Genomic DNA, 21,758 nt, shown 5'->3' on the forward strand with positions numbered 1-21,758 from the left:
CATGCAGAAAACGTCGTTGACCGCACTCGCCGAGCAACAGCTGGCCGCCGCCCGCGCTGCTTCCAGCGGCCGCAGCGCGCACACCGTGCACGGCGGCCATGCCAGCACACTGCGGCAAACGCTCATCGCTCTGGCCGGTGGCCAGCAGCTCGACGAGCACGAGAACCCGGGTGAGGCCACCGTGCACGTGTTGCACGGGACGGTCCGGATGACCGCCGGCGACGATACTTGCGAGGCCACCGCGGGTGAGATGATCGTCGTGCCCGATGCCCGCCACAGCCTGCAGGCTCTGCAAGATGCTGTCGTGCTGCTCAGCGTCGCCAAGATCGGGTGAGCGCCGGCACGCGGGAACGGCGTCTCGACGAATCCTCCACCACGACGTCTGCCTGTTCAGGGCACGCGAATCCGGCATTGTCATGGCACGAGGGTCACCGGTGACGAGATCGTCGCCAGCGGTGTGCCGCCGCACAGCAAGGTCCGTGACGCGATCAGTCCCGTTCTCGCCGCGCTCCTGACGAGTTGGAATGTCACCGTCGACAGCAGCCGGGTCAGTGACCAGCCGGCGGAAGCACTGACCACCGCGGTTAGCGAAGCACTTGACCGTTACGACATCACGGTGGTGTGCGGATCGTCCTCGGTCGGACCGGCCGACGGACTGCGCCACACTGTCGCCGAGGCCGGCGCGAGAGTGCACGTCGACGGGGTCGCCTGCCGCCCCGGCCATCCGCAACTCCTCGCCCAGCGCCGCCAGCACCGGCTTGTCGGCGTTCCCGGCAACCCGTTCGCCGCCCTCGTCGCCGCCGTCACGGTTCTGCAACCACTGCTCGCCGGCCTCAACGGGCGCGACCTGCCGGACCTGCCGACCGCGCAGCTTCACGGCACAACACACGCGGCGCCGCACGCCACCAGGCTCGTGCCGATACACCTGCAGCAACAGCAGGCACACGTCATCAACGGCGCCCATCCCGGCTACCTCGGTCCGGCAGCGCACGCCGACGCTCTCGCCGTGATACCGCCCGGCTGGGATCACGAGCCCGTCGAACTACTGACGCTGAACAGCTGAGCCGACCGCTGTCTGACGGTTGGCGGCTGGGCATACCAGCCGATAGGCGCGGCTACAGCTGAGCTGCGCGTGACCCGCATGTGTCCCGCACCGCCGGGTACAAAGTCCCTACCAGCGCAGACTTGCGGTCCAGCATGCTGGTCGGGTAAGGCACCCGCTATCGCGGACACCGCCCCCGCAACCAGGTGACAACAGCAATCATGAGATGCGAGCCGTTTCACCGACGATCAACAGCGGAGACTTGTCATGAGCACTGCGTCGCCCCGCAGCGTGCGGGAGTCTGACACCTCCGGCCGGGCCGGCCTGATGCTGGCCGTGGCCACGATCGGATTCGCGGTCAACTTCTGGGCATGGGCGCTGCTGAGCCCCCTCGCCGTACGATTCACCGCCGCGCTCGGCCTGAGCTCGTTCCAGCAGGCGCTACTGGTCGCCGTACCGGTCGTGGTGGGCTCAGTGGGCCGGATTCCCGTCGGGGCACTCACCGACCGGTTCGGTGGCCGCATCATGTTCCCCCTGGTCTCCCTGGCGACCATCGTGCCGGTGCTGTACCTGGGCCTGTTCGGCCACGACTCGCTGGCCGCTTTGCTGATCGGCGGATTCTTCCTCGGCATCGGCGGCACCACGTTCGCTGTGGGCGTGCCGTTCGTCAACGCCTGGTTCCCGCCGCACCGCCGCGGCTTCGCCGTCGGCGTCTTCGGCGCAGGCATGGGCGGCACCGCGATCAGCGCCCTCACCACCGTCAGACTCGTCGACGCCGGCGACACCGCCACCCCCTTCCTGCTGACCGCCACCGTGCTCGCTGCCTACGCGATCGGCTCCTGGCTGCTGCTGCGCGACGCCCCGAACCGGCCGGTACCGTCGGCGCCACTGACCGCACGGCTCGCCGCCACCCTGCGACTGCGCATCACCTGGCAGGCCTCCGCCCTGTACGCGGTCGCGTTCGGCGGCTACGTGGCGTTCTCCGTCTACCTGCCCGCCTACCTCAAAACCGCCTACGGGCTCACCCAGGCCGACGCCGCGAACCGCATGGCCGGCTTCGTTCTGCTCGCCGTGGTGATGCGACCGGTCGGCGGATGGCTGTCCGACAAGATCGCCCCGAGCCGCGTCCTGGCCGCATCGCTGATCGTCGTGGTCGCCGGTGCCGTGGTACAGGCCTTCACCCCCGGTCTCGCCCCGGTCGGCACCATCGCGTTCCTGGGCATGGCCGCCGCCCTCGGCGCCGGCAGCGGCGCCACCTTCGCCCTCGTCGCCCAGGTCGCACCGGCCAACCAGGTCGGGTCGGTCACCGGCGTCGTCGGTGCCGCCGGCGGGCTCGGCGGCTTCGTGCCGCCACTGGTCATGGGTTCCATCTACGGACACTTCGAGTCGTACGCGCTCGGCCTGGTCCTGCTCGCGATCGTCTCCTCCGCCGCGCTGCTGCTGGACGTGGTCTCCGTCGGCCGTAACACCACGAACAAGGGAAAGGCCGCTCATGTGTGAGTACTGCGGTTGCCAGGAGGTCACAGCGATCGGTGACCTCACCCGCGAACACGACGAGGTCGTCGGCCTGATCGGCGCGGTTCGCGCCGCGCACGCAGCCGGTGACATCGACGCTATGGCGGCGCAAGCCCGCCGGATCGCCGAGATCCTGGCCCCGCACACCGTCGTCGAAGAAGAAGGCCTGTTCCCGCTGATGACCGAGGACTTCCCCGAACAGGTCGCCATCCTGCGCGCCGAGCACCGGCACGTCGAACAGGTCCTCAACGCCGCGGCCACCGCAACACCGGCCGACCCGGCATGGCCCGACGCGCTGATCGAAGTCCTGCACGAACTGCGTGTGCACATCCTCAAGGAACAGGACGGAGTGTTCCCCGCCGCGCTGACCACGCTCGACGGCGACGGCTGGGATCGTGTCGACGCCGTCCGGGCCCGGGTTGGCATCCGCGTGCCACCCGCGGAAGTCCATTAGCGGCACAAGCTGAACCAGCCACCTATTCGCGGATGGCTGTCCTCCTCGAGTCGCGTCAGTCGGTGTCTGGCGCCGCAGGGTCCCCCAGTCCTGTTGGTTCGGTTTGAGTGCACCGAGTCCAGCGAAGTGATCGAGGCAATCGGGCAGTGTCGGACCGTTTGCTCCGGCGTGATCTGCCTGATGGGCCGGTCTGGCGGAGGGCCGCCTGGTGCGCAACTGGCGCTGGCTGGCGGACGGCTCCTGGCTGGAACTGCAGCTACCAGGCGGGTCGACGCTGACGCCGCCGATGCATCGGACCGGCTGGTAACCGGCGGCCGGCTCGACCGGGGTCATGGCTCGCCAGCAGTCTTCAGCAATGCCCTGCGGCGTCCGCCGGTCACGCTGGGTATTCGCCTGAGCCGGCGTCCTGCCGACTTTCGGCCATGCAAAGGTTGCTCTATGCAAACTTTGCATGCCTTCTCGGCCGTAGAAGGGTTTAGCGTCGTTGATCGGGTGGTAGGAGGGCTCGGACAACAGCTGGCCGGGAGGGTGATGTGGCGGACCGAATCGCAGATATCTGGGGCCCGGGCATGCCGCATCCCCGGGGCACGGTGTGGCCGGCGCGGGTGGATCTGCACCTGGCCGACGGGTTGAGCGAGGATCAGGTCGACAGGTGGGTTCCCAGTGCCTGCCTGCTGTGCAGCAACGGTTGTGGCTGTGACATCGCGGTCAAGGACGGCCGGATGGTAGGCATCCGTGGCCGGGCCGGCGACGTGGTCAATCACGGCCGGCTCGGGCCCAAGGGGCTCTACGGCAGTACCGCCTGGGCGCACGCCGCGGACCGGCTGACCCGTCCGATGGTTCGCGACGGCGGTGTGCTGGTGGAATGCGACTGGGATACGGCGATGGGCCGGATCGTCGAGGTCTCGCAGCGGCTGCTGGCCGAGAAGGGACCGCTGTCGCACGGCTTCTACACCAGCGGCCAGTTGTTCGTCGAGGAGTACTACACCCTCGCCGTGCTCGGCAAGGCCGGCATCGGCACCCCGCACATGGACGGCAACACCCGATTGTGTACGGCCACCGCGGCGGCCGCCTTGAAGGAGTCGTTCGGCGCCGACGGGCAACCGGGCTCCTACACCGACATCGAGCACTGCGACGCGATCTTCCTGTACGGGCACAACATGGCCGAAACACAGACGGTGCTCTGGACCCGGATCCTGGATCGGACCCGCGCGGATGATCCGCCGGTGCTGGTGTGTGTCGACCCGCGGCGCACCAAGGTCGCCGAGGAGGCCGAACGCACCGGCGGCGTGCACCTCGCTCCCCGGGTCGGCACCAACCTGGCCCTGATGAACGGTCTGACCCGGGAACTGTTCGAGCACGGCTGGGTCGACGAGCAGTGGGTGGGCGCGCACACCCTCGGCGTCGAGGACCTGCGCACGATCGTTGCGTCGTACACCCCGGAGCGGGTCGCCGACATCTGCGGTGTCGACCCGGACGATTTGCGCCGCGCGGCGCGGATCTTCGGGGAGAGCCGCAACGTGCTCTCCACCGTGCTGCAGGGTTTCTACCAGTCGCATCAGGCGACCGCGGCGGCAGTGGCAGTGAACAACCTGCATCTGCTGCGCGGGCTGATCGGCCGGCCGGGCTCCGGGATCCTGCAGATGAACGGCCAGCCGACCGCGCAGAACAACCGGGAGTGCGGCGCCGACGGCGACCTGCCCGGCTTCCGCAACTGGGACAACCCCGAGCACGTCCGGCAGCTCGCCGACCTGTGGAACGTCGACGAGCTGGTGATCCCGCACTGGGCGCCACCGACCCACGCGATGCAGATCCTCAGTTACGCCGAGGAGGGCTCGATCGGGTTCCTGTGGATCTCCGCGACCAACCCGGCGGTCTCCATGCCGGAATCCGCCCGGGTCCGGCGCATCCTCGCCGGTGACCAGTGTTTCGTGGTGGTCCAGGACCTGTTCCTGACCGAGACGGCCCGGCTCGCCGACGTGGTGCTGCCGGCGGCCGGCTGGGGCGAGAAGGAGGGTACGTTCACCAACGTCAACCGGACCGTGCACCTGTCCGGCAAGGCCGTCGACCCGCCCGGCGAAGCGCGCAGCGACCTGGACATCTTCCTGGCCTACGCGGACGCGATGGACTTCCGTGACCGCGACGGTGACCCGCTGATCACCTGGCGGACACCGGAGCAGGCGTTCGACGCGTGGCGGGCAGCGACCCGCGGCCGCCCGTGCGACTACACCGGCCTGACCTTCGACAAGCTGCGCGGGCCGACCGGCATCCCCTGGCCGGTCAACGAGGCCGCACCCGACGGCACGGACCGGCTCTACGCCGATGCGGTGTTTCCCAGCGCGACCGAGACCTGCGAAACCTACGGCCACGACCTGCTGACCGGTGGCACCGTCACCGAACAGGAGCACCGGGCGCTGCGCCCCGGCGGGCGGGCATTCCTCAAAGGGGCCGAGTACACGCCGGCCCACGAACCGGTCAGCGAGGAGTATCCGCTGCTGTACACCACCGGCCGGACCGTCTACCAGTTCCACACCCGGACCAAGACCGGCCGGTCCCGCTCGCTGCGGGAGGCGGCGCCGGACATGTGGGTCGAGTTGTCCCCGGCCGACGCCGACGAGCTCGGCGTCGCCGAGGGCGATGTGGTGCGGGTGGAGTCACCGCGCGGCGCGATCGAGGCGCCGGCCCGGATCGGGCGGGTGATGCCCGGGGCGGTGTTCGCGCCGTTCCACTACGGCACGCCGGGGCTGCCGGGGGAGATCGGCCGGCAGGCGAACGAGCTGACCATGACGGTCTGGGATCCGGTGTCCAAGCAGCCCTACTTCAAGACCGCCGCCTGCCGGGTCCGCAAGATCCGCGACGGCGGGGCGCCAGCGCCGGCGCCGACCACTGCGGCCTCCGCCCCGGCCCGGGACGCCGCAGTGCCGCCGACCGGCGGGGGAGCGCCGACGATCAGCCGGCCCGCGCCGACTCCGGCATACCCGAACGATCCTGCCGTGGCGGGAGGCCGCTGATGTACCTGGTTGTCTATCTGGGCCTGGCGCACCGAGGCGAACAGACCTTCGCCGACTCGCTGCGAACCGTCGGCGAGGGCCACGCGAAGCACCCGGACGTGCTGTTCACCTGCGAAGCGCTGGCCAAAATGAGCGACGAGCACGTCCGCCGGCTGACGCCCATCGTCGAACGGTACGGCGAACGCCGGCGTGGTGGTGGCGTCGACGAGCCGGAGCGGCTGCACGCTGACGGCCTGGCCGAGGTCCGTTCCGGCCCGGTCGGCCTGTTGCGCGACCTGCAGGATCTGCACGTGCTCGGCACCCTGGCCCAGACGACCTGGACCGTCGTCCGCCAGGCAGCCCAAGGGCTGCGCGACGTCGAACTGATCGAGCTGTGCGAGCACGCCTCCGGACAGAACTCCCGGCAGCTGGCCTGGCTCAACACCCGGTTGAAAGCCGCTGCTCCGCAGCCGCTGATCGTCGCCGGCTGATGCCCGATCATCGCGGTGCTGGTCGCCTCCGTGGAAAAGGCTCTGCACCTGGGGCATCAGCCGGGCTGTCGACCGCCGGCATACCCCTGACGTTGTTCCTCGCGGTCAGGCCGCCTTGATTCGATCTGGATGGAAACATCGACGAAAATGCTGTTCAGAGCCCCGAAGTGGCTGGCGGTCTGGCGACGCCAATTTACTTGCAGTATGCAATGTTTGATATCTGCACAGCGGGTAAGTCGCAAGTATGGAGACGACGACCTCGGAAGTTCTGATCTCACGGCTGGCCGACTGGGGTGTGGACACGGTCTTCGGTCTGCCGGGCGACGGTATTAACGGCCTGATGGAGGGCCTGCGCCGCAACACCGACAAGATCAAGTTCGTGTTGGTGCACCACGAGGAAGCGGCAGCATTCATGGCGACCGCCTACGCCAAGGCCACCGGGAGGATCGGGGTGTGCCTGGCCACCTCGGGCCCGGGCGGCGTTCACCTGGCCAACGGCTTGTACGACGCGAAGCTCGACCATGCACCGGTGCTGGCGATCACCGGCATGCAGGAGACGTCGGTGCTGGGCACCGGCTACCAGCAGGAAGTGGACCTGACGAAGTTGTACGCGGATGTCGCGGTCTACAACCAGATGGTGGTCAACCCGCAGCAGTTGCCCGCGCTGGTAGACCTGGCCATCCGCAACGCGTACGCCGGACGTGGTGTCGCGCACCTGTGCGTGCCCAACGACATCCAGGTCGCTCCGGCCGAAGCCGACCCCTATCAGCACGTCGCGCCGGCGAACCCACCCGCCACCGCCCCGATCTACCTCGGTCCGCCGGTCCGGCCACGCGACGAGGACCTGGAACGCGCCGCCGCGCTGCTTAACGACGGCGGGAAGACCGCGATCCTGGCGGGTATCGGCGCCCGCGGAACCGGCCCGCTGATCGAGGCGCTCGCCGACACGCTCGGTGCCCCGGTGGTCAAGACGCTGTCCGGCAAGATGGTCCTGCCCGACGACTCGCCGTACACCACCGGCGGGATCGGGCTGCTCGGCACCGCGCCCAGCGAGGAATTGATGGGCGACATCGACACGCTGGTCATGCTCGGCACCAACTTCCCGTACACCAAGCATCTGCCGCAGCCCGGTGCGGTGAAGGTGGTGCAGGTCGACGTGGAGCCGTCGCGGGTCGGCACCCGGCTGCCCACCGACGTCCCGCTGGTCGGCGACGTCGCGGCCACGATCGAGGCGCTGCTGCCGAGACTGCGTCGCCGCACCGAGCGGATGCACCTGGAGCGCTACCAGGGCGCGATGGGGGAGTGGCGGCAGAAGATGGCCGCGCTGCAGGACCCGGAACGTGACCCGATCGCCCCGCAGTACCTGGCTGCCTGCCTCGACGAGCTTGCCGCCGATGATGCGGTGCTGTGCTGTGACTCCGGGACGATCGCCACGTGGGCGGCCCGGCATTTCACCATCCGCGGCGACCGCGAGTTCTACCTGTCCGGCAACCTGGCCACGATGGCGCCGGGCCTGCCGTACGCGATCGGCATCCAGCACGCCTTCCCGCAGCGGCAGGTGATCACGCTGCAGGGTGACGGCGGGTTCGCCATGCTGATGGCCGAGTTCAACACTGCCTGCCGTTACCGGCTGCCGATCACCGTGGTGATCAACAACAACAGTTCCCTCGGCCAGATCCTTTGGGAGCAGATGGTCCTCGGCTACCCCGAGCACGGTGTCCGCTTCGAGAGCCCGCAGCCCGACTACGCCGCCTGGGCGCGTGCCTGCGGAGGGTTCGGCGTGCACATCGCCAAGCCCGGCGATCTGCGGCAGGCCCTCGCGGAGGCGCTTGCCCACCCGGGCCCGGCCCTGGTCGACGTAGCGGTCGACCCGAACGAGCCGCCGATGCCCGGCAAGGTCAGCTACGAGCAGGCGAAGCAGTTCGCGGCCGCGTTCCTGCACGGACAGCCGCACAAGGCGGCCATCGCCACCACCCTGTTCAAGGACAAGCTCACCCAGTTGCGGGGTGAGTGATGGCTAGGACCGCGCTGCCCGCGCCGGTACGGGCCACCGACACTCCCGCGATCGATGCCGAGGCGCTGGCGGCCGCGCTGCGCGAACGCGTCCGCGGCGGCGTGCGCTTCGACCGGGGCACCCGCGCCCTGTACGCCACCGACTCGTCAAACTACCGGCAGGTCCCGATCGGCGTGGTGGTGCCGCGCACTCTTGACGACGTGGTGGCGACGGTCGCGACGTGCCGGGAGTTCGGCGCTCCTGTGCTGTCGCGCGGCGGTGGCACCAGTCTGGCCGGCGAGTGCTGCAACGTCGCCGTGGTGATGGACTTCTCGAAGTATTTGACCGCGGTGGAGTCGTTCGATCCGGAGCAGCACCGTGTGGTGGTGCAGCCCGGGTTGGTGCTCGATGAGCTGAACAAGCAGACCCGCCCGTACGGCGGATTGATTTTCGGTCCGAAACCCTCGACGCACGACCACTGCACGCTCGGCGGGATGATCGGTAACAACTCCTGCGGCTCGACCGCGCAGTGGAGCGGCACGACGGCCGCGAACGTGCACCGGCTGGAGATCCTCACCTACGACGGCGAGCGGATGTGGGTCGGCCTCACCAGCGACGACGAATACGCCGCGATCGTGCGGGCCGGCGGCCGGCGCGCCGACATCTACCGGCGAGTGCGTGAGCTGCGCGACCGGTATGCCGAACAGATCCGAGCGTTCCCGCAGCTGCCACGGCGGATCTCCGGCTTCAACCTGCCGGCGCTGCTGCCGGAGCACGGCTTCGACCTGGCGCAAGCGCTGGTCGGCAGCGAGTCGACGTGCGTCACGGTGCTGCGCGCTGAGCTGCGGCTGGTGCCCGAACCGAAAGAACGCGTGCTGGTGCTGATGGCGTTCCCGGACATCGCGGCCGCCGCCGACGCGGTCCCGACGGTCAACAGGTTCGGCCCGGTGGCGCTGGAAGGCATCGACGACAAACTCGTGCACTACGAGGGCGAGGAGCACATGCGCCCGCAGGCGCTGAAGCTGCTCCCCGACGGCGGCGCCTGGCTGATGGCCGACTTCGGCGCCGACACCGCCGACGAGGCGAAAGCCACCATCCACCACATGCTCGCCGAACTCGGCCACGACGAGGCGAAGATCTACGACGACCCGCAGCATCGCGAGCAGATGTGGGCGGTCCGCGAAGCCGGGCTCGGCGCGACCGCCCGCACGCCCGGCGGCGGCCCGGACACCTGGCCCGGCTGGGAGGACTCGGCCGTCCCGCCCGAGAGGCTCGGCGACTACCTGCGCGAGTTCCAAAAGCTGCTGCACCGCTACGACTACGACGCGGCCAGCCTCTACGGCCACTTCGGCGACGGCTGCCTGCACACCTCCATCCCGTTCGACCTGGTCACCGCCGACGGCGTACGCGCGTTCCGATCCTTCGTCGACGAAGCAGCCGACCTGGTCAGCAAGCACGGCGGCTCCTACTCCGGCGAACACGGCGACGGCCAAGCTCGCGGCGAACTGCTGACCAAGATGTACGGGCCGGAGATGGTCGTCGCGTTCGAGGAGTTCAAGGCGATCTTCGACCCGGACAACCGGATGAACCCCGGCAAGGTGGTGCACGCCAACCCGCTCGACGGTCAGCTGCGATTGGGCGCCGACTACGCACCGGCTGAGCCGGAGACCTATTTCCGGTACGCCGACGACAACGGCAGCTTCGCCCGGGCGGCGTTGCGTTGTGCCGGGGTGGGCCTGTGCCGCCACCACGAGCCGGGCGACGGCGTCATGTGCCCGAGCTACCAGGTGACCCGCGACGAGCAGCATTCCACACGCGGCCGGGCCCGGCTGCTGTTCGAGATGCTGCGCGGCGAAACGCTCGACGGCTGGCAGGAGCCCGCGGTCGAAGAGGCGCTCGACCTGTGCCTGGCCTGCAAGGGCTGCAAACGGGACTGCCCGATGCACGTGGACATGGCCACCTACAAAGCCGAGTTCCTGGCCCACCGCTATCACGGTCGACTGCGCCCGCTCGCGCACTACTCACTGGGCTGGCTGCCCGCCGCCGCCCGAGCCGCCGCGCTGGCCCCCGGCCTGGTCAACGCCGTCACCCACGCGCCGGTCCTCGGCGGCATGGTCAAACGCCTCGGCGGCATCGACCCGCAACGCGACGTGCCGCGATTCGCCCGGGCCGACTTCAGACGCTGGTTCCACCGCCGGATACCGCGCGGCAGCGGCGAGCGCGGCACGGTGCTGCTGTGGCCGGACACCTTCACCACCTACCTGTCACCGGGCATCGCCGCCGCCGCCGTCGGCGCCCTGGAACAGCTCGGCTTCCGCGTCGAGATGCCCCAGCAGCAGGTGTGCTGCGGCCTGACCTGGATCTCCACCGGACAGCTCGGCGTCGCCCGCAAGGTGCTGCGCCGCACCGTCGACGTCCTCGCGCCCTGGCTGCGCGCCGGAGTCCCGGTGATCGGCCTGGAACCCTCGTGCACCGCGGTGCTGCGTTCCGACGCGGCCGACCTCCTCGGCCCTGACCAGGACGTGCAACGGCTCAAGCGGCAGACCCGCACCTTCGCCGAACTGCTGGTCACCGACCACGACGTACGCCTCCCGGAGCTGACCACGACCGGCGGCGACCGACCACACGCGATCAGCCAGGCGCACTGCCACCACCACGCGGTGCTCGGCTACGACGCCGACGAGGAACTGCTGCGCCGCGCTGGCCTGGACAACGAAAAGCTGGCGTCCGGCTGCTGCGGGCTCGCCGGCGACTTCGGGATGACCCCCGAACACAGGGACGTGTCCCTCGCCGTGGGGGAGCAGGTGCTGCTGCCGGCCGTGCGCGCGGCCGCCGACACGACACTCGTGCTCGCCGACGGATTCTCCTGCCGCACCCAGATCCAGGACGCGCACACCGGCCGACAGCCCGTGCACGCGGCCGAAGTCGTCAATGCCGCCCTGCGCGGCGTCCGGCTTCGCCGGCTTCCCGAGCAACAGATCTCGGTACGGCCGGAGGTGCGCCGTGGATGCTGACGTCCCGATCGAGGCGGTGACGGCAGCCGCGTACCGGATACCGACCGACAGCCCGGAGGCGGACGGGACCATCACCTGGACCGAGACGACGATGGTCACGGTCCGGGTGCACGCCGGTGAACAGACCGGGACCGGCTGGACCTACGGCGCGGCCGCAGCCCGTGCCCTGGTCGCCGACAAACTCGCCGGAGTCGTGGTGGGCCGTGACGCGATGGACGTACCCGGCGCGTACGACGCGATGTCGTGCGCCGCCCGCAACCTGGGCCGGCTGGGCATCGCCGCCTGCGCCATCTCTGCGGTCGACGTGGCGCTCTGGGATCTGAAGGCGCGACTTCTCGGTGTACGCCTGGCGCGTCTGCTGGGTCGTGCCCGCGACACCGTGCCGATCTACGGCAGCGGCGGCTTCACCAGCTACGACGACGCCCAGCTCGAATCCCAGTTCACACGCTGGGTGCACGAGCAAGGCATCCCCCGGGTGAAGATGAAGATCGCCGAGGGGTGGGGCAGCCGCGAAGAGCGCGATCTGACCCGCATCGCCCAGGCCCGGCGGGTGATCGGCCCGGACACCGAGTTGTTCGTCGACGCGAATGGCGGGTACGGCCGTAAACAGGCCATCCGGGTCGCCCGGGCGGTCGCCGACCACGACGTTCGCTGGTTCGAGGAGCCGGTCTCCTCCGACGATCTCGATGGGCTGCGCGAAGTCCGTGACAACGTCACCGCCGACGTCGCCGCCGGAGAGTACGGGTACGACCTGACCTACTTCGCCCGGCTGGTCCAGGCCGGCGCCGTCGACTGCGTCCAGGCCGACGTCTCCCGCTGCGGTGGCATCACCGAATGGCAGCGGGTAGCTGCCGTGGCCGCGGCGAACAACCTGCACATCTCCGGGCACTGCGCGCCGCACCTGCATCTGGACGTCGCGGCCGCCACCTCGAACCTGCGTCACCTGGAATGGTTCCACGACCATGTCCGGATCGAGCAGATGCTGTTCGACGGCGCCGCACAGCCGCAACCCGGCGGTGTGCTCGTCACAGACCTCGACCGGCCCGGCCACGGTCTGCAGTTCCGTGACGAAGCGGCCTCGCCCTACCGGATCGGGTGAGCCAGGGATGCAAACATGTCCGCATGCAATCATCTGATCCAGCTCCCGGCGCCGCCGTGCAAGCTTTGATGCTGGCCAGCCGAGCTTTCGTGGGCATCACTGTCCGGTCGCTGGCCGCGGCCGACGGAGACGTCACCCTGCCACAGTTCCGGACGCTGGTGGTGCTGGCCGCGCGTGGCCCGCAGCGCAGCATCGACATCGCCGAGGAGCTCGGGGTCAACCCGTCCACCGGCACCCGCATGCTGGACCGGCTGACCCGCAAAGGGCTGGTCCGTCGCACCCGGTCGGCCAGCGACCGGCGCGTCGTGCGACTGCGGCTGACCCCGCCCGGCCGCGAACTCGTCGACAAGATCCTCGAGGAACGCCGGGCGGGCCTCGAGCAGCTGGTCGCCCGCACTTCCGGCCTCTGGCAGCCGGCGGTGATCGACGCGCTCACCGCGTTCGCCGAGGCGGCCGGCGAGCACGCCGAGGACTGGTGGCTGGGCTGGGAGGACGGCGACGACGCCACGAACGACCTCGCTGTCAAATGAAGAAATACTTGCACAGTGCAATGATCGTTGTAGGCATGGAAGACCTGAGATGAAGGACAGCCGATGAGGAGGACGACATGGATTCCACCGGTGGACACCATGTAGCAAGGATCGACGACACGGTTACCGCAGCGACGCTGCACGAGCGCGCCGAAGCGGTCGCGGTGCCCGACTTCAACTACCTCGAGCAGACCGTCGAGGCGATCGCGGCCGGACTGACCGGCCGCCGGGCACGCGCACGTGGCACGGACCGGCCCGCTGAAGCCGGACGATGACCGCCGTCGTCGCGCCCGGCGCCGAACCGGGCCAGTGGCGCCTGGTCAACCGCACCACCACTGGCGCCGACGTGCTGGTCCAGGCTGAACACCGGCCGGCGGCAGCGCCTTGGCGGCGCTCACTGCAACGTCTTCGCGACAGTGCCGGACGGCTGTCGGTGGCCGCGACCGACGATGGCCACTTTCGCTGGGTCTTCACCGGTGAGGACGGCCGGGTCGTCGCGGAGTCGCCGGCGGCCCATCGCGACGCCGAGAGCTGCCGGCTCGCGTTCGCCGACGCCCAGCGTGCCGCCCGCATCGCCCTCAACCGGGGATGACGCCGTTGCCGGTGTGACTGCAGTTCGCTCGTTCGAGGCCGCGGGCTGCCCGTACCAGCGAACGCGGACGCTGCTGCTGGCCGGCTGGCGGCGTCAGAACAGCGGCGTGCTCAGGTAGCGTTCGCCGCCGTCGGGCAGGATCACCACCACGGTCTCTTCCCGGGTGGTGACGATGGTGGCGGCGTGCAAGGCGGCGCCACTCGACACCCCGACAAGCAGGCCTTCGGTGCGGGCCAGTCGCCGGGCCGCCGCTCGCGCCTGGTCGACGTCGACGCGGATCACCTCGTCGTACACGTCCGGGTCGAGGACGTCCGGGACGAAACCGGCGCCGATGCCCTGGATGCCGTGCGGGCCGGGCGGCCCACCCGAGAGGACCGGTGACTCGGCCGGTTCGACGGCGATGACCCGCAGGGCGGGGTTCTTCTCCTTGAGCACCTGGCCCGTCCCGGTGATCGTGCCGCCGGTGCCGACGCCGGCCACGAGCACGTCCACGTCGCCGTTGGTGTCGTCCCAGATTTCGACGCCGGTGGTGGTGCGATGGGCGTACGGGTTGGCCGGGTTGTCGAATTGCCGGGGCAGGAACGCGTGCTGTTCCCCGGCGATCTGCTGGGCTCGCCGGACCGCGCCGGTCATGCCCTCGGCGGCCGGGGTCAGCTCCAGGTGGGCGCCGTAGGCGGTGAGCAGTGAGCGCCGTTCCAGGCTCATGCTCTCCGGCATGGTCAGGGTGAGCCGGTATCCGCGGGCGGCCGCGACAACGGCCAGCCCGATACCGGTGTTGCCGCTGGTCGCCTCCACGATCGTGGCGCCCTCGGGCAGTCCCGCGGCGTCGATCATGGCGATGGCGATGCGGTCCTTGACGCTGCCGCCCGGGTTCGCGGCTTCGAGCTTGCCCAGCAGGCGGGCGGGGTGCCCGGCGCTGAAGCGGGACAGCCGGATCAGCGGGGTGCGGCCGATCAGTTCGGTCACGTCGTTGTAGATCACGTCGACTCCAGAGCGGGGATGCGTAGCCGGGCGCCGGCCGGCACGTCGGTGAGGACCAAGCAGTGCGCGCCGATCTCGGCGTCGGCGCCGACATGCACTGCTCCGAGGACGGTGGCGCCGACGCCGAGGATGACCCGGTCGCCGATGCTGGGGTGGCGCCGGCTGCCTTTGCGGTCGCGCTGCCAGCCGCGGCCGCCGAGCGTGACGCGGTGGTAGAGGGTGACGTCGTCGCCGATGCGGGCGGTCTCGCCGATGACGACGCCGGCGCCGTGATCGATGAACAGACGCCGGCCGATGGTGGCGCCGGGGTGGATCTCGATGCCGGTCAGCAGCCGGGTCAACTGGGACAGCGCCCTCGGCAGCAATGGCAGACCCCAGTGGTGCAGGCGATGGGCGACCCGGTGCGACCAGAGCGCCCACACACCGGGATAAAGAACAACTTCGATTTTGTGTACGCCGTGAAGCGCGGGATCACGGTGACAAGCGGTTCGCAGATCGGTCAGCACGTCGGCTCTTCACTGGGGACGGCGGGTCGGCTGGGCTGGGGTCAGCGCAGCGGACACCATTCGTCGAAGACGCCCCGCACGTGTGTGCCGGTCATCGGCACGGCGAACCGGTAGCCCGCGAGACGGCCGAGGCTCTGCTCGGATGTGCTCATGATCGTCAACCTAACCGCGCGCATGGCAGGCGGTCAGGGCCTTATGCCCCTGCTCTCCGGGTCGACGGCACCGTGACGGCGACGCTCGCCCCGGTGTCACCGCCGCACCCGCCGCACCCGCACCCGCCACCGGGCGGGGTGTCGCCGCCGATCAGGTCGTGCAGGCCGTCGAGCAGCCCGGCCGGGCTCACCCCGCCGGCATCGACCAGCAGCGGCACGAACAGGTCGTTCTCCTTGCCAGGTGGGTGGTGGAGACGGCCTTGGTTTGAGTCGCGAGTTCTCACGACCGAAGTCAGATCGAGCGGGCACCGACCTCGGCGCCCGCACGTAGTTCTCGGCGGCATACTGGTCGTCGGGGAGCTGTGCTCGTCCAAGCGGCAGAAGAACGCGCTGACCAGCGCGATCAAGGAGTACGGGGCGTTGCGCCGCACCCTGTATGTCACCCGCTATCCGGCCGATGAAACGCATCGGAGGCGGATCTCCCGGCAGCTCAACAAGGGCGAGAACCTGCACGCCCTACGCCGCTCACTCGCGTACGCCGCCGAGGGGGCCGCGCGGCGCCGGCACCACGAGCGGCAGTCCGAACAGACGTGGTGTCCGACCGTGGCCACCAACGCCATCGTGTACTGGTCGACCGAATACCACGGCCTGGGCGTCGCTGCGCTGCGCCGGACCGGCCGCGCGGTCGACGACGAGGTCCTGGCGCACATCTGGCCACATCCGCCACGAGAACGTGCACTGCTACGGCACCCACTCGGTCGACATCGACGGCGGACTCGCCCAACTCGACGCCGACGGCAACCGGCCACTATGCCCCGTCGCTCCGCTCTTCCTGGTCTGATGACCGCCCGCACCTGTCTCTACCGCCGGGAGGGGGCTGTGTGGAGGCGTGGCCTGCTGCGGTTCGGGTGAATCGGCGGGCGAGGTGCGCGAAGGCCTCGGTCAGTTCGTCCGGGCCGACGACGTCGATGTCGGCGTCGTAGCGGGCGATCGCGGCGGCCAGGCTGGGCCAGGACCAGGACCCGAGGGTGAGCCGGCACCGGCCGGGGCTGATCTCCTCGACGAGCCCGTCACGGGTGTAGAGCGCCACGGTGGCGGCCGGCAGATCGAGCAGCACCGTGCCCTGGCACGGCCAGCTGCCGGAGGCGTCGCCGGATCCGCGGAAGACGCCAGTGACGTACGCGGCGACGTCTGCGCCGGGTAGCGCACGGGGAGTGAAGCGTGGCCCGTTGGGGGTGCGCGGGCTGATCCGGTCGACGCGGAAGGTGCGCCAGTCGTCGCGGTCGAGGTCCCACGCGATGAGGTACCACCGCCCGTCCCGGGTGATCACGTGGTGTGGTTCGGCGCGGCGCGGCGGTTTGGTGCTGTCGTCGCCGTAGTCGAAGCGCAGGATCTCGCGGGCGCGCACGGCGGCGCTGATGGTCAGCAGCACGGCACCGTCGACCGGTTCGGCCGGGCCGGTGGTGGGTCGCTGGACCGCGGTGACGTCGAGTGCGCCGAGGCGGTGCCGTAGCCGAGACGGCATCACCTGACGGATGGTGTTCAGCGCCCGTTCGGCGTCCTCGGCGAGGCCGCTGTCCGGGGTGGTCGCGGCGATCTGCAGGGCGACGGTGAGAGCGACGGCCTGGTCGTCGTCGAACAGCAGCGGGGGCAGTTCGGTGCCCGCGCTGAGTCGATAGCCGCCGTCGGGGCCTTTGACTGCGGCGATGGGATAGCCAAGCTCGCGCAGCCGGTCGACGTCGCGGCGCACGGTGCGAAGGCTGATGTCCAGGCGGTCGGCCAGCACTGTGCCGGACCAGTCCCGGCGGGTCTGCAACAGCGACAGCAGGGCCAGCAGTCGCGCGGAGGTTTTCGGCATGAACCTGATTCTGCTCACAGTAGGTGCCACATCCTGTCACCTACTGCTGAGAGTCTTGAACTCGAGCCGGTCAAGCACGGTGCTTCGGCGATGCCGAGAGCCGCTCATCCCCCTTCCACGTACGGAGTCAACACATGTTCGATGTTCTGGGCGATCTCAACTGGCTCGGGATCCTGGTCGGCTTCATCGCCTTGACGTTGCTCGGCGGTCTCTGGTTCGCAGTCCTGTTCCCCAAGGCGTACAACCGCTCGCTCGGCCGCGACACGAACGCGAAAGCACCGTCGACGCCGCTGTTTTTCGCCGGGCCGCCGCTGACCAGCCTGATCATCACCTTCACCAGCGCAATCCTGTTCGCCGCGCTGAACATCGACGCCTACGGCGACGCGCTGCTGTTCGGCCTCATCGTCGGGTTCGGCTACCTCACCGCGAACACCGTCACCATCGCCATCAACCCCAACTTCCCGCGACCGCTGCTCTACGCGGCGATCTCCGGCAGCTACAACATCGTCGGCAGCCTCATCGTCAACGCCATCCTGCTGGCCATCTGAGACGCACCGGTAGCGGTCGGATCGAACGATCCAGCCGCCCACCACTGCCTGCTCTGGTTCCCTCACATGAGGTCCAACCAGCCCATATCGGGCTGATCCTGCCCGAGAACAACCACCCGAGGAGCCCCGCATGGCCATCACCACCACGACGCACCTGAACTTCCGCGGCGACGCCCGCGCGGCGCTGGAGTTCTATCAGTCCGTCTTCGGCGGCCACCTCACCGTCGTGGCCTACGGCGACTTCGGTATGCCCAAGGAACTTCCGGACGCCGACAAGGTCGTCTTCGGGCAGGTCACCGCCGACAACGGGTTCAGCATCATGGCCTACGACGTGCCCAGCCAGGGCGCCGCCGCCGCGCCGGCCGCGACCACTACCCGTGAGAACGGCATGACCTTGACCGGCGAACGGTTCTTCGTCTCCGTCCGTGGTGAGACCGCCGAGGAAGTCGGTGCGCTGTGGGACAAGCTCGCCGCCGGCGCTGAGGTCATCGAGAAGTTCGGCCCCTCGCAGTGGGCGCCCGGCTTCGGGATGCTCACCGACCGGTTCGGCGTCACCTGGATCCTCGACGTCGCCGTGGCCTACGCCGGCTGACCCACTACACCCTTTCCGGTCCGGGGCCGCCGAGCCAGGCCGCCCCGGACCGCTCCCGTCCCGCGAAGGAACAGCACATGCGCATGCGCCCCCTCGGCCGCACCGGCATCCAGGTCAGCCCCTACTGCCTGGGCACCATGATGTTCGCCCCGTTCGGCAACCCCGACCCCGACGACTGCGCCAGGATCATCCACCGGGCCCTGGACGCCGGCATCAACTTCATCGACACCGCCGACGTGTACGGCGGCGACGGCGAGACCGAACGCATCGTCGGTAAAGCCTTGAAAGGCCGCCGTGACGACGTCGTGCTCGCCACCAAGTTCAACGGCGTCATGGGCGCCGACCCGAACCGGCGCGGCAGCTCACGCCGCTGGATCGTCACCGCGATCGAGGACTCCCTGCGGCGCCTCGGCGTCGACCACATCGACCTCTACCAGGTCCACCACCCCGAACCCGGCACCGACATCGAGGAGACCCTCGCCGCCCTGACCGACCTGATGCGGGCCGGAAAGGTCCGCGCGATCGGCCACTCCAGCATGCCGGCCGCCGACATCGTGGAAGCCCAATGGACCTCCGAACGCCGCGGACTGGCACGCTTCCGCACTGAACAACCGACCTACTCCATCCTCAACCGCGGCATCGAACGCGACGTCCTCCCCGTCTGCGAACGCTACGGAATGGGCGTACTGACCTGGAGCCCACTCGCGTCGGGCCTGCTCACCGGCCGCTTCCGTCCCGGTGGCGAACAGCCCTCCGCCGGGCGCATGCACTGGGTGCCGAAACACATGACCGACCCCCGCAACCACGCGGCCATCGAACAACTCGTCCCGATCGCCGAGCAGGCCGGCCTATCGCTGACCCACCTGGCCCTGGCGTTCGTCGTCAGCCACCCCGCTGTCACCTCGGCAATCATCGGCCCGCGCATCATGGCCCACCTCGACGACCTGCTCGCCGGCGCCGGCACCACCCTCGACGACGACACCCTCGACCGGATCGACGAGATCGTCGCACCCGGGGTCAACCCCGGGACCCTCGACATCGCCTGCACACCGCCCGCCCTCACGCACACAGACCTGCGCCGCCGACGCACCGGCGACCGCGCCGCCGCCTGAACGCTCGCCGGCCAGGCGCATGTTCAGAAACGGTCCATTGTGGGAACGGATCGACGGACCGGCCCCGAGAGACGGTTTCGGGCCGGTCCGGTTCTCAGAACTCATTCTCACGCAAGCATGTCGGAGTGAGGTTGTGAGAAATGTTTGTGCGAATCTGGGTGTGATCGTCGATGAAAGCCGGTGAATCCGACTCGCGTGATGCCGGCGAAGTCGAGCGGCATCCGTGCCCGCGGTGTCAGGCGCAACCTGACTCGCCGTGCCGGTCCCGGTCCGGGGTGGTGGCCACGTCGTACCACACCGGCCGGTTCACCAAGGTCGGCCGGCTGAGCAAAGCGCTACGCGTCCTGACCCCCGTCGACCGCGGCCCGGGCCAGTCGTGGCGGCCGGGCACCCCGCCGCCGGCGCCCCTGCCGGCCGACACTCCGGCGGCGGACATCCGGATCGGGTACGCCCGGTGCAGCACCCTGACCCAGGAACTGCAGTCACAGCTGGACGCGCTCGCCGCGCACGGCATCGGTCGCGACAAGATCTTTTCCGAGAAGATCTCCACCCGGATGCGGGTCCGGCCGCAGTTCGAGGCGGCCCTCGCGCTGGCGCGGGAGATCAAGGCCCACGCCCCGCACTGCCGGGTCATCCTCACCGTTGGCGAGATGAAGCGCCTCGGTCGCGACGCCGCCGAACTCACCGCCCTCGCCGACCACCTCGTCGCGCACGGCCTGGTCCTGGAGATGCTGGCTGGCCCGCTGCCGGGCATCTACGATCCGACCGGGCCAGGGCGGATCCTGTTCGCGTTCTTCGCCGCCCTGGCCGAGACCGAACGCCCCCGCTACACCGGGGTACTCGCCGCGGCGACCGGTGACGCCGTCGTCGCCGCAGCCAGCCGCAAGGACCTGGCCGAGGCATTGGCCGCCGTAGCCACCACCGATGGGCACGACAACGAGACCTAAAGCCTGTCCGGCGCCCGATCGAGCCGGGGGAAGGACTCGTCTACCGGTTCACCGCGACCAAGGCCGGCATCTGGATGTACCACTGCTCGAGCATGCCGATGCTCTGCCACATCGGGAACGGGATGTACGGCGCGGTGATCATCGACCCGCCCGATCTGCGGCCGGTCGACCACGAGTTCGTCCTCGTACAGTCCGAGCTCTACGGCGGCGCCCTCGCCAGGATGCGGTCCGAGCAGCCCGACGCGGTGGTTTTCAACGGCTTCGTTTCCCAGTACGTCCACCGGCCGTTGACCGTGCACGCCGGTGACCGGGTCCGGCTCTGGGTGCTCGACGCGGGACCCAGTCGTGCGAGCGCCTTTTTTCAATCTTGCGCCGTATTGGGATCAGCTCTCTGCGGCAACCGGCGCGCGCCTGCGACGGCGAACCGTTGAACCTTGTGGAGCCCACCACTCCGCGCTGAGCCATCTCGGGGTCCGCTGTTCGCGGGGGATTGGCTGGCGCCCGCCCATCCGGCGGGCCGGTTGGTCAGCCAGCCGGGTTGCTGTCTGCCGTTACGCTGCCGATATCGATGTCCCCGGGCGAAGGGATGACGGATGACGGACGTTGACGGGGGCGCTTCCGACCCCGGCCCGCAGACGACCGGGGGCGACGGCCCCGCGGATCGGGAACTCGACAAACCCGTCGAGACGTCCGGCGGAGGCGCCGCGATCCTCTTGATGCTCCTCGTCCTCGTCCTGCCATACGGATTTTTGATCTTCATGTCGGCCGAGAACGGTCATGACATGTCTACGCTGCGCTGGTCCATACCGTTCACGTTGATCAGCCTGACGGCGTTCGGCCTCGGCTGGTCGTCGGCCAGCGTGCCATGGGATCGCCTGTCGGCGTACTGCACCGCGAAAGGGTGGGGCTGGGCCGTCAACGCCCTGAGCGTGGCGCAATTGGCGTTCGGGTTCCTCGTGCTGGCGGGCAACATCTGTACCATCATCGGCTTTGTCATCTCGGTTGTGTCCTCTATCGACGTCAGCCTGGTGGCGTAGATCGCCGGGCGCTGCGGACGTGGAGTGGCCGGGCGGAGAGCGCACCTTCTGACCGGCCTCCCAGGTTCTGCCACCGTGGAGGTTATCGCCGCTGAGTCCGGCCGTGCCGGGTCTCCTTCGGTGACAGTTTGGTCGAGGCTGGGCCGGCTCGCCGCTCGGCGGCCATCGCCGACACGGTCGAGGTGCGACCGGCGGATGGGTGCGAGTCTCTTCTGATCGAGAGTGATCGACCGGCTGATCGGTTGCGGGCAGCAGCACCGGGCGACCCGAACATTTGGTCGTGTGTGACGCGGGCTATGACGTGA

At 69.5% G+C, this 21,758-nt stretch carries 22 protein-coding genes and 1 pseudogene; 19 read left to right on the forward strand and 4 right to left on the reverse strand.

Annotation, left to right across the window (positions count from 1 at the left end; translation table 11 throughout):
* The first annotated feature begins 1 nt into the window (after position 1).
* The 12 genes from ACH442_RS16820 to ACH442_RS16875 all read left to right on the forward strand — a co-directional run bounded on the left by ACH442_RS16820 (position 2) and on the right by ACH442_RS16875 (position 13,720).
* On the forward strand, positions 2–334 hold the full coding sequence (locus tag ACH442_RS16820) for a cupin domain-containing protein (RefSeq protein ID WP_396338914.1): 333 nt from the start codon (positions 2–4) through the stop codon (positions 332–334).
* A gap of 69 nt (positions 335–403) precedes the next feature.
* Positions 404–1,063, forward strand: a complete 660-nt coding sequence (locus tag ACH442_RS16825) for a molybdopterin-binding protein (protein ID WP_396339017.1) — start codon at positions 404–406, stop codon at positions 1,061–1,063.
* Between the two features lie 306 nt (positions 1,064–1,369).
* Positions 1,370–2,542: an MFS transporter gene (locus ACH442_RS16830; RefSeq protein ID WP_396339018.1), complete on the forward strand. Its 1,173-nt coding sequence runs from the start codon at positions 1,370–1,372 to the stop codon at positions 2,540–2,542.
* The gene (locus ACH442_RS16835; RefSeq protein WP_396338915.1) at positions 2,535–3,011 is read left to right on the forward strand and encodes a hemerythrin domain-containing protein; all 477 of its coding nucleotides are present in this window, start codon (positions 2,535–2,537) and stop codon (positions 3,009–3,011) included. Before ACH442_RS16830 ends, ACH442_RS16835 begins: the two co-directional genes overlap by 8 nt.
* A gap of 569 nt (positions 3,012–3,580) precedes the next feature.
* On the forward strand, positions 3,581–6,022 hold the full coding sequence (locus tag ACH442_RS16840; RefSeq protein ID WP_396338916.1) for a molybdopterin oxidoreductase family protein: 2,442 nt from the start codon (positions 3,581–3,583) through the stop codon (positions 6,020–6,022).
* Positions 6,022–6,492 carry a hypothetical protein gene (locus ACH442_RS16845; RefSeq protein ID WP_396338917.1) on the forward strand — a complete coding sequence of 157 codons (471 nt, stop codon included), beginning with the start codon at positions 6,022–6,024 and terminating at the stop codon, positions 6,490–6,492. The genes ACH442_RS16840 and ACH442_RS16845 overlap by 1 nt, the downstream gene beginning before the upstream one ends.
* Positions 6,493–6,736: 244 nt before the next feature.
* Positions 6,737–8,506, forward strand: coding sequence for a thiamine pyrophosphate-dependent enzyme (locus ACH442_RS16850; protein WP_396338918.1), 1,770 nt, complete (start codon positions 6,737–6,739; stop codon positions 8,504–8,506).
* The gene (locus tag ACH442_RS16855; protein ID WP_396338919.1) at positions 8,506–11,499 is read left to right on the forward strand and encodes an FAD-binding and (Fe-S)-binding domain-containing protein; all 2,994 of its coding nucleotides are present in this window, start codon (positions 8,506–8,508) and stop codon (positions 11,497–11,499) included. Before ACH442_RS16850 ends, ACH442_RS16855 begins: the two co-directional genes overlap by 1 nt.
* Positions 11,489–12,598 carry an enolase C-terminal domain-like protein gene (locus ACH442_RS16860; RefSeq protein ID WP_396338920.1) on the forward strand — a complete coding sequence of 370 codons (1,110 nt, stop codon included), beginning with the start codon at positions 11,489–11,491 and terminating at the stop codon, positions 12,596–12,598. The genes ACH442_RS16855 and ACH442_RS16860 overlap by 11 nt, the downstream gene beginning before the upstream one ends.
* A 23-nt stretch (positions 12,599–12,621) precedes the next feature.
* Positions 12,622–13,128, forward strand: a complete 507-nt coding sequence (locus ACH442_RS16865) for a MarR family winged helix-turn-helix transcriptional regulator (protein WP_396338921.1) — start codon at positions 12,622–12,624, stop codon at positions 13,126–13,128.
* Positions 13,129–13,205: 77 nt separating this feature from the next.
* Positions 13,206–13,403, forward strand: a complete 198-nt coding sequence (locus tag ACH442_RS16870; RefSeq protein WP_396338922.1) for a hypothetical protein — start codon at positions 13,206–13,208, stop codon at positions 13,401–13,403.
* The gene (locus ACH442_RS16875) at positions 13,400–13,720 is read left to right on the forward strand and encodes a hypothetical protein (RefSeq protein WP_396338923.1); all 321 of its coding nucleotides are present in this window, start codon (positions 13,400–13,402) and stop codon (positions 13,718–13,720) included. Before ACH442_RS16870 ends, ACH442_RS16875 begins: the two co-directional genes overlap by 4 nt.
* A 93-nt stretch (positions 13,721–13,813) precedes the next feature.
* Here ACH442_RS16875 and cysK read toward each other — a convergent pair whose 3' ends face one another.
* From cysK to ACH442_RS16890, 3 genes are all read right to left on the reverse strand, one after another.
* Positions 13,814–14,701, reverse strand: a complete 888-nt coding sequence (gene cysK, locus ACH442_RS16880; protein ID WP_396338924.1) for a cysteine synthase A — start codon at positions 14,699–14,701, stop codon at positions 13,814–13,816.
* Positions 14,698–15,207: a serine O-acetyltransferase EpsC gene (gene epsC, locus ACH442_RS16885; RefSeq protein WP_396338925.1), complete on the reverse strand. Its 510-nt coding sequence runs from the start codon at positions 15,205–15,207 to the stop codon at positions 14,698–14,700. Before epsC ends, cysK begins: the two co-directional genes overlap by 4 nt.
* Before the next feature lie 193 nt (positions 15,208–15,400).
* Positions 15,401–15,643, reverse strand: coding sequence for a hypothetical protein (locus ACH442_RS16890; protein WP_396339022.1), 243 nt, complete (start codon positions 15,641–15,643; stop codon positions 15,401–15,403).
* Between the two features lie 61 nt (positions 15,644–15,704).
* Here ACH442_RS16890 and ACH442_RS16895 point away from each other — a divergent pair.
* Positions 15,705–16,082 (forward strand): annotated as a pseudogene (locus ACH442_RS16895) (Tn3 family transposase); the annotation flags it as partial.
* An 85-nt stretch (positions 16,083–16,167) separates the two neighbouring features.
* Here ACH442_RS16895 and ACH442_RS16900 read toward each other — a convergent pair.
* A complete protein-coding gene (locus ACH442_RS16900; protein ID WP_396338926.1) occupies positions 16,168–17,217 on the reverse strand; it encodes a helix-turn-helix transcriptional regulator in 1,050 nt (349 codons plus the stop codon).
* Positions 17,218–17,351: 134 nt separating this feature from the next.
* On the opposite strand from ACH442_RS16900, the gene ACH442_RS16905 reads away from it, so the two are divergent.
* The 6 genes from ACH442_RS16905 (at position 17,352) to ACH442_RS16930 (ending at position 21,453) form a co-directional block, all read left to right on the forward strand.
* Positions 17,352–17,765, forward strand: coding sequence for a DUF1761 domain-containing protein (locus ACH442_RS16905; RefSeq protein ID WP_396338927.1), 414 nt, complete (start codon positions 17,352–17,354; stop codon positions 17,763–17,765).
* A gap of 130 nt (positions 17,766–17,895) precedes the next feature.
* Positions 17,896–18,357: a VOC family protein gene (locus ACH442_RS16910; protein WP_396338928.1), complete on the forward strand. Its 462-nt coding sequence runs from the start codon at positions 17,896–17,898 to the stop codon at positions 18,355–18,357.
* Between the two features lie 77 nt (positions 18,358–18,434).
* On the forward strand, positions 18,435–19,469 hold the full coding sequence (locus tag ACH442_RS16915; RefSeq protein ID WP_396338929.1) for an aldo/keto reductase: 1,035 nt from the start codon (positions 18,435–18,437) through the stop codon (positions 19,467–19,469).
* 278 nt (positions 19,470–19,747) lie between these two features.
* Positions 19,748–20,416 carry a recombinase family protein gene (locus ACH442_RS16920; RefSeq protein ID WP_396338930.1) on the forward strand — a complete coding sequence of 223 codons (669 nt, stop codon included), beginning with the start codon at positions 19,748–19,750 and terminating at the stop codon, positions 20,414–20,416.
* A 134-nt stretch (positions 20,417–20,550) separates the two neighbouring features.
* Positions 20,551–20,847 carry a hypothetical protein gene (locus ACH442_RS16925; protein ID WP_396338931.1) on the forward strand — a complete coding sequence of 99 codons (297 nt, stop codon included), beginning with the start codon at positions 20,551–20,553 and terminating at the stop codon, positions 20,845–20,847.
* Between the two features lie 162 nt (positions 20,848–21,009).
* A complete protein-coding gene (locus ACH442_RS16930; protein ID WP_396338932.1) occupies positions 21,010–21,453 on the forward strand; it encodes a hypothetical protein in 444 nt (147 codons plus the stop codon).
* The last annotated feature ends 305 nt before the right edge of the window (positions 21,454–21,758 follow it).

Source organism: Actinoplanes sp. NPDC020271 (genome assembly GCF_044388125.1).
Lineage (GTDB): Bacteria > Actinomycetota > Actinomycetes > Mycobacteriales > Micromonosporaceae > Actinoplanes.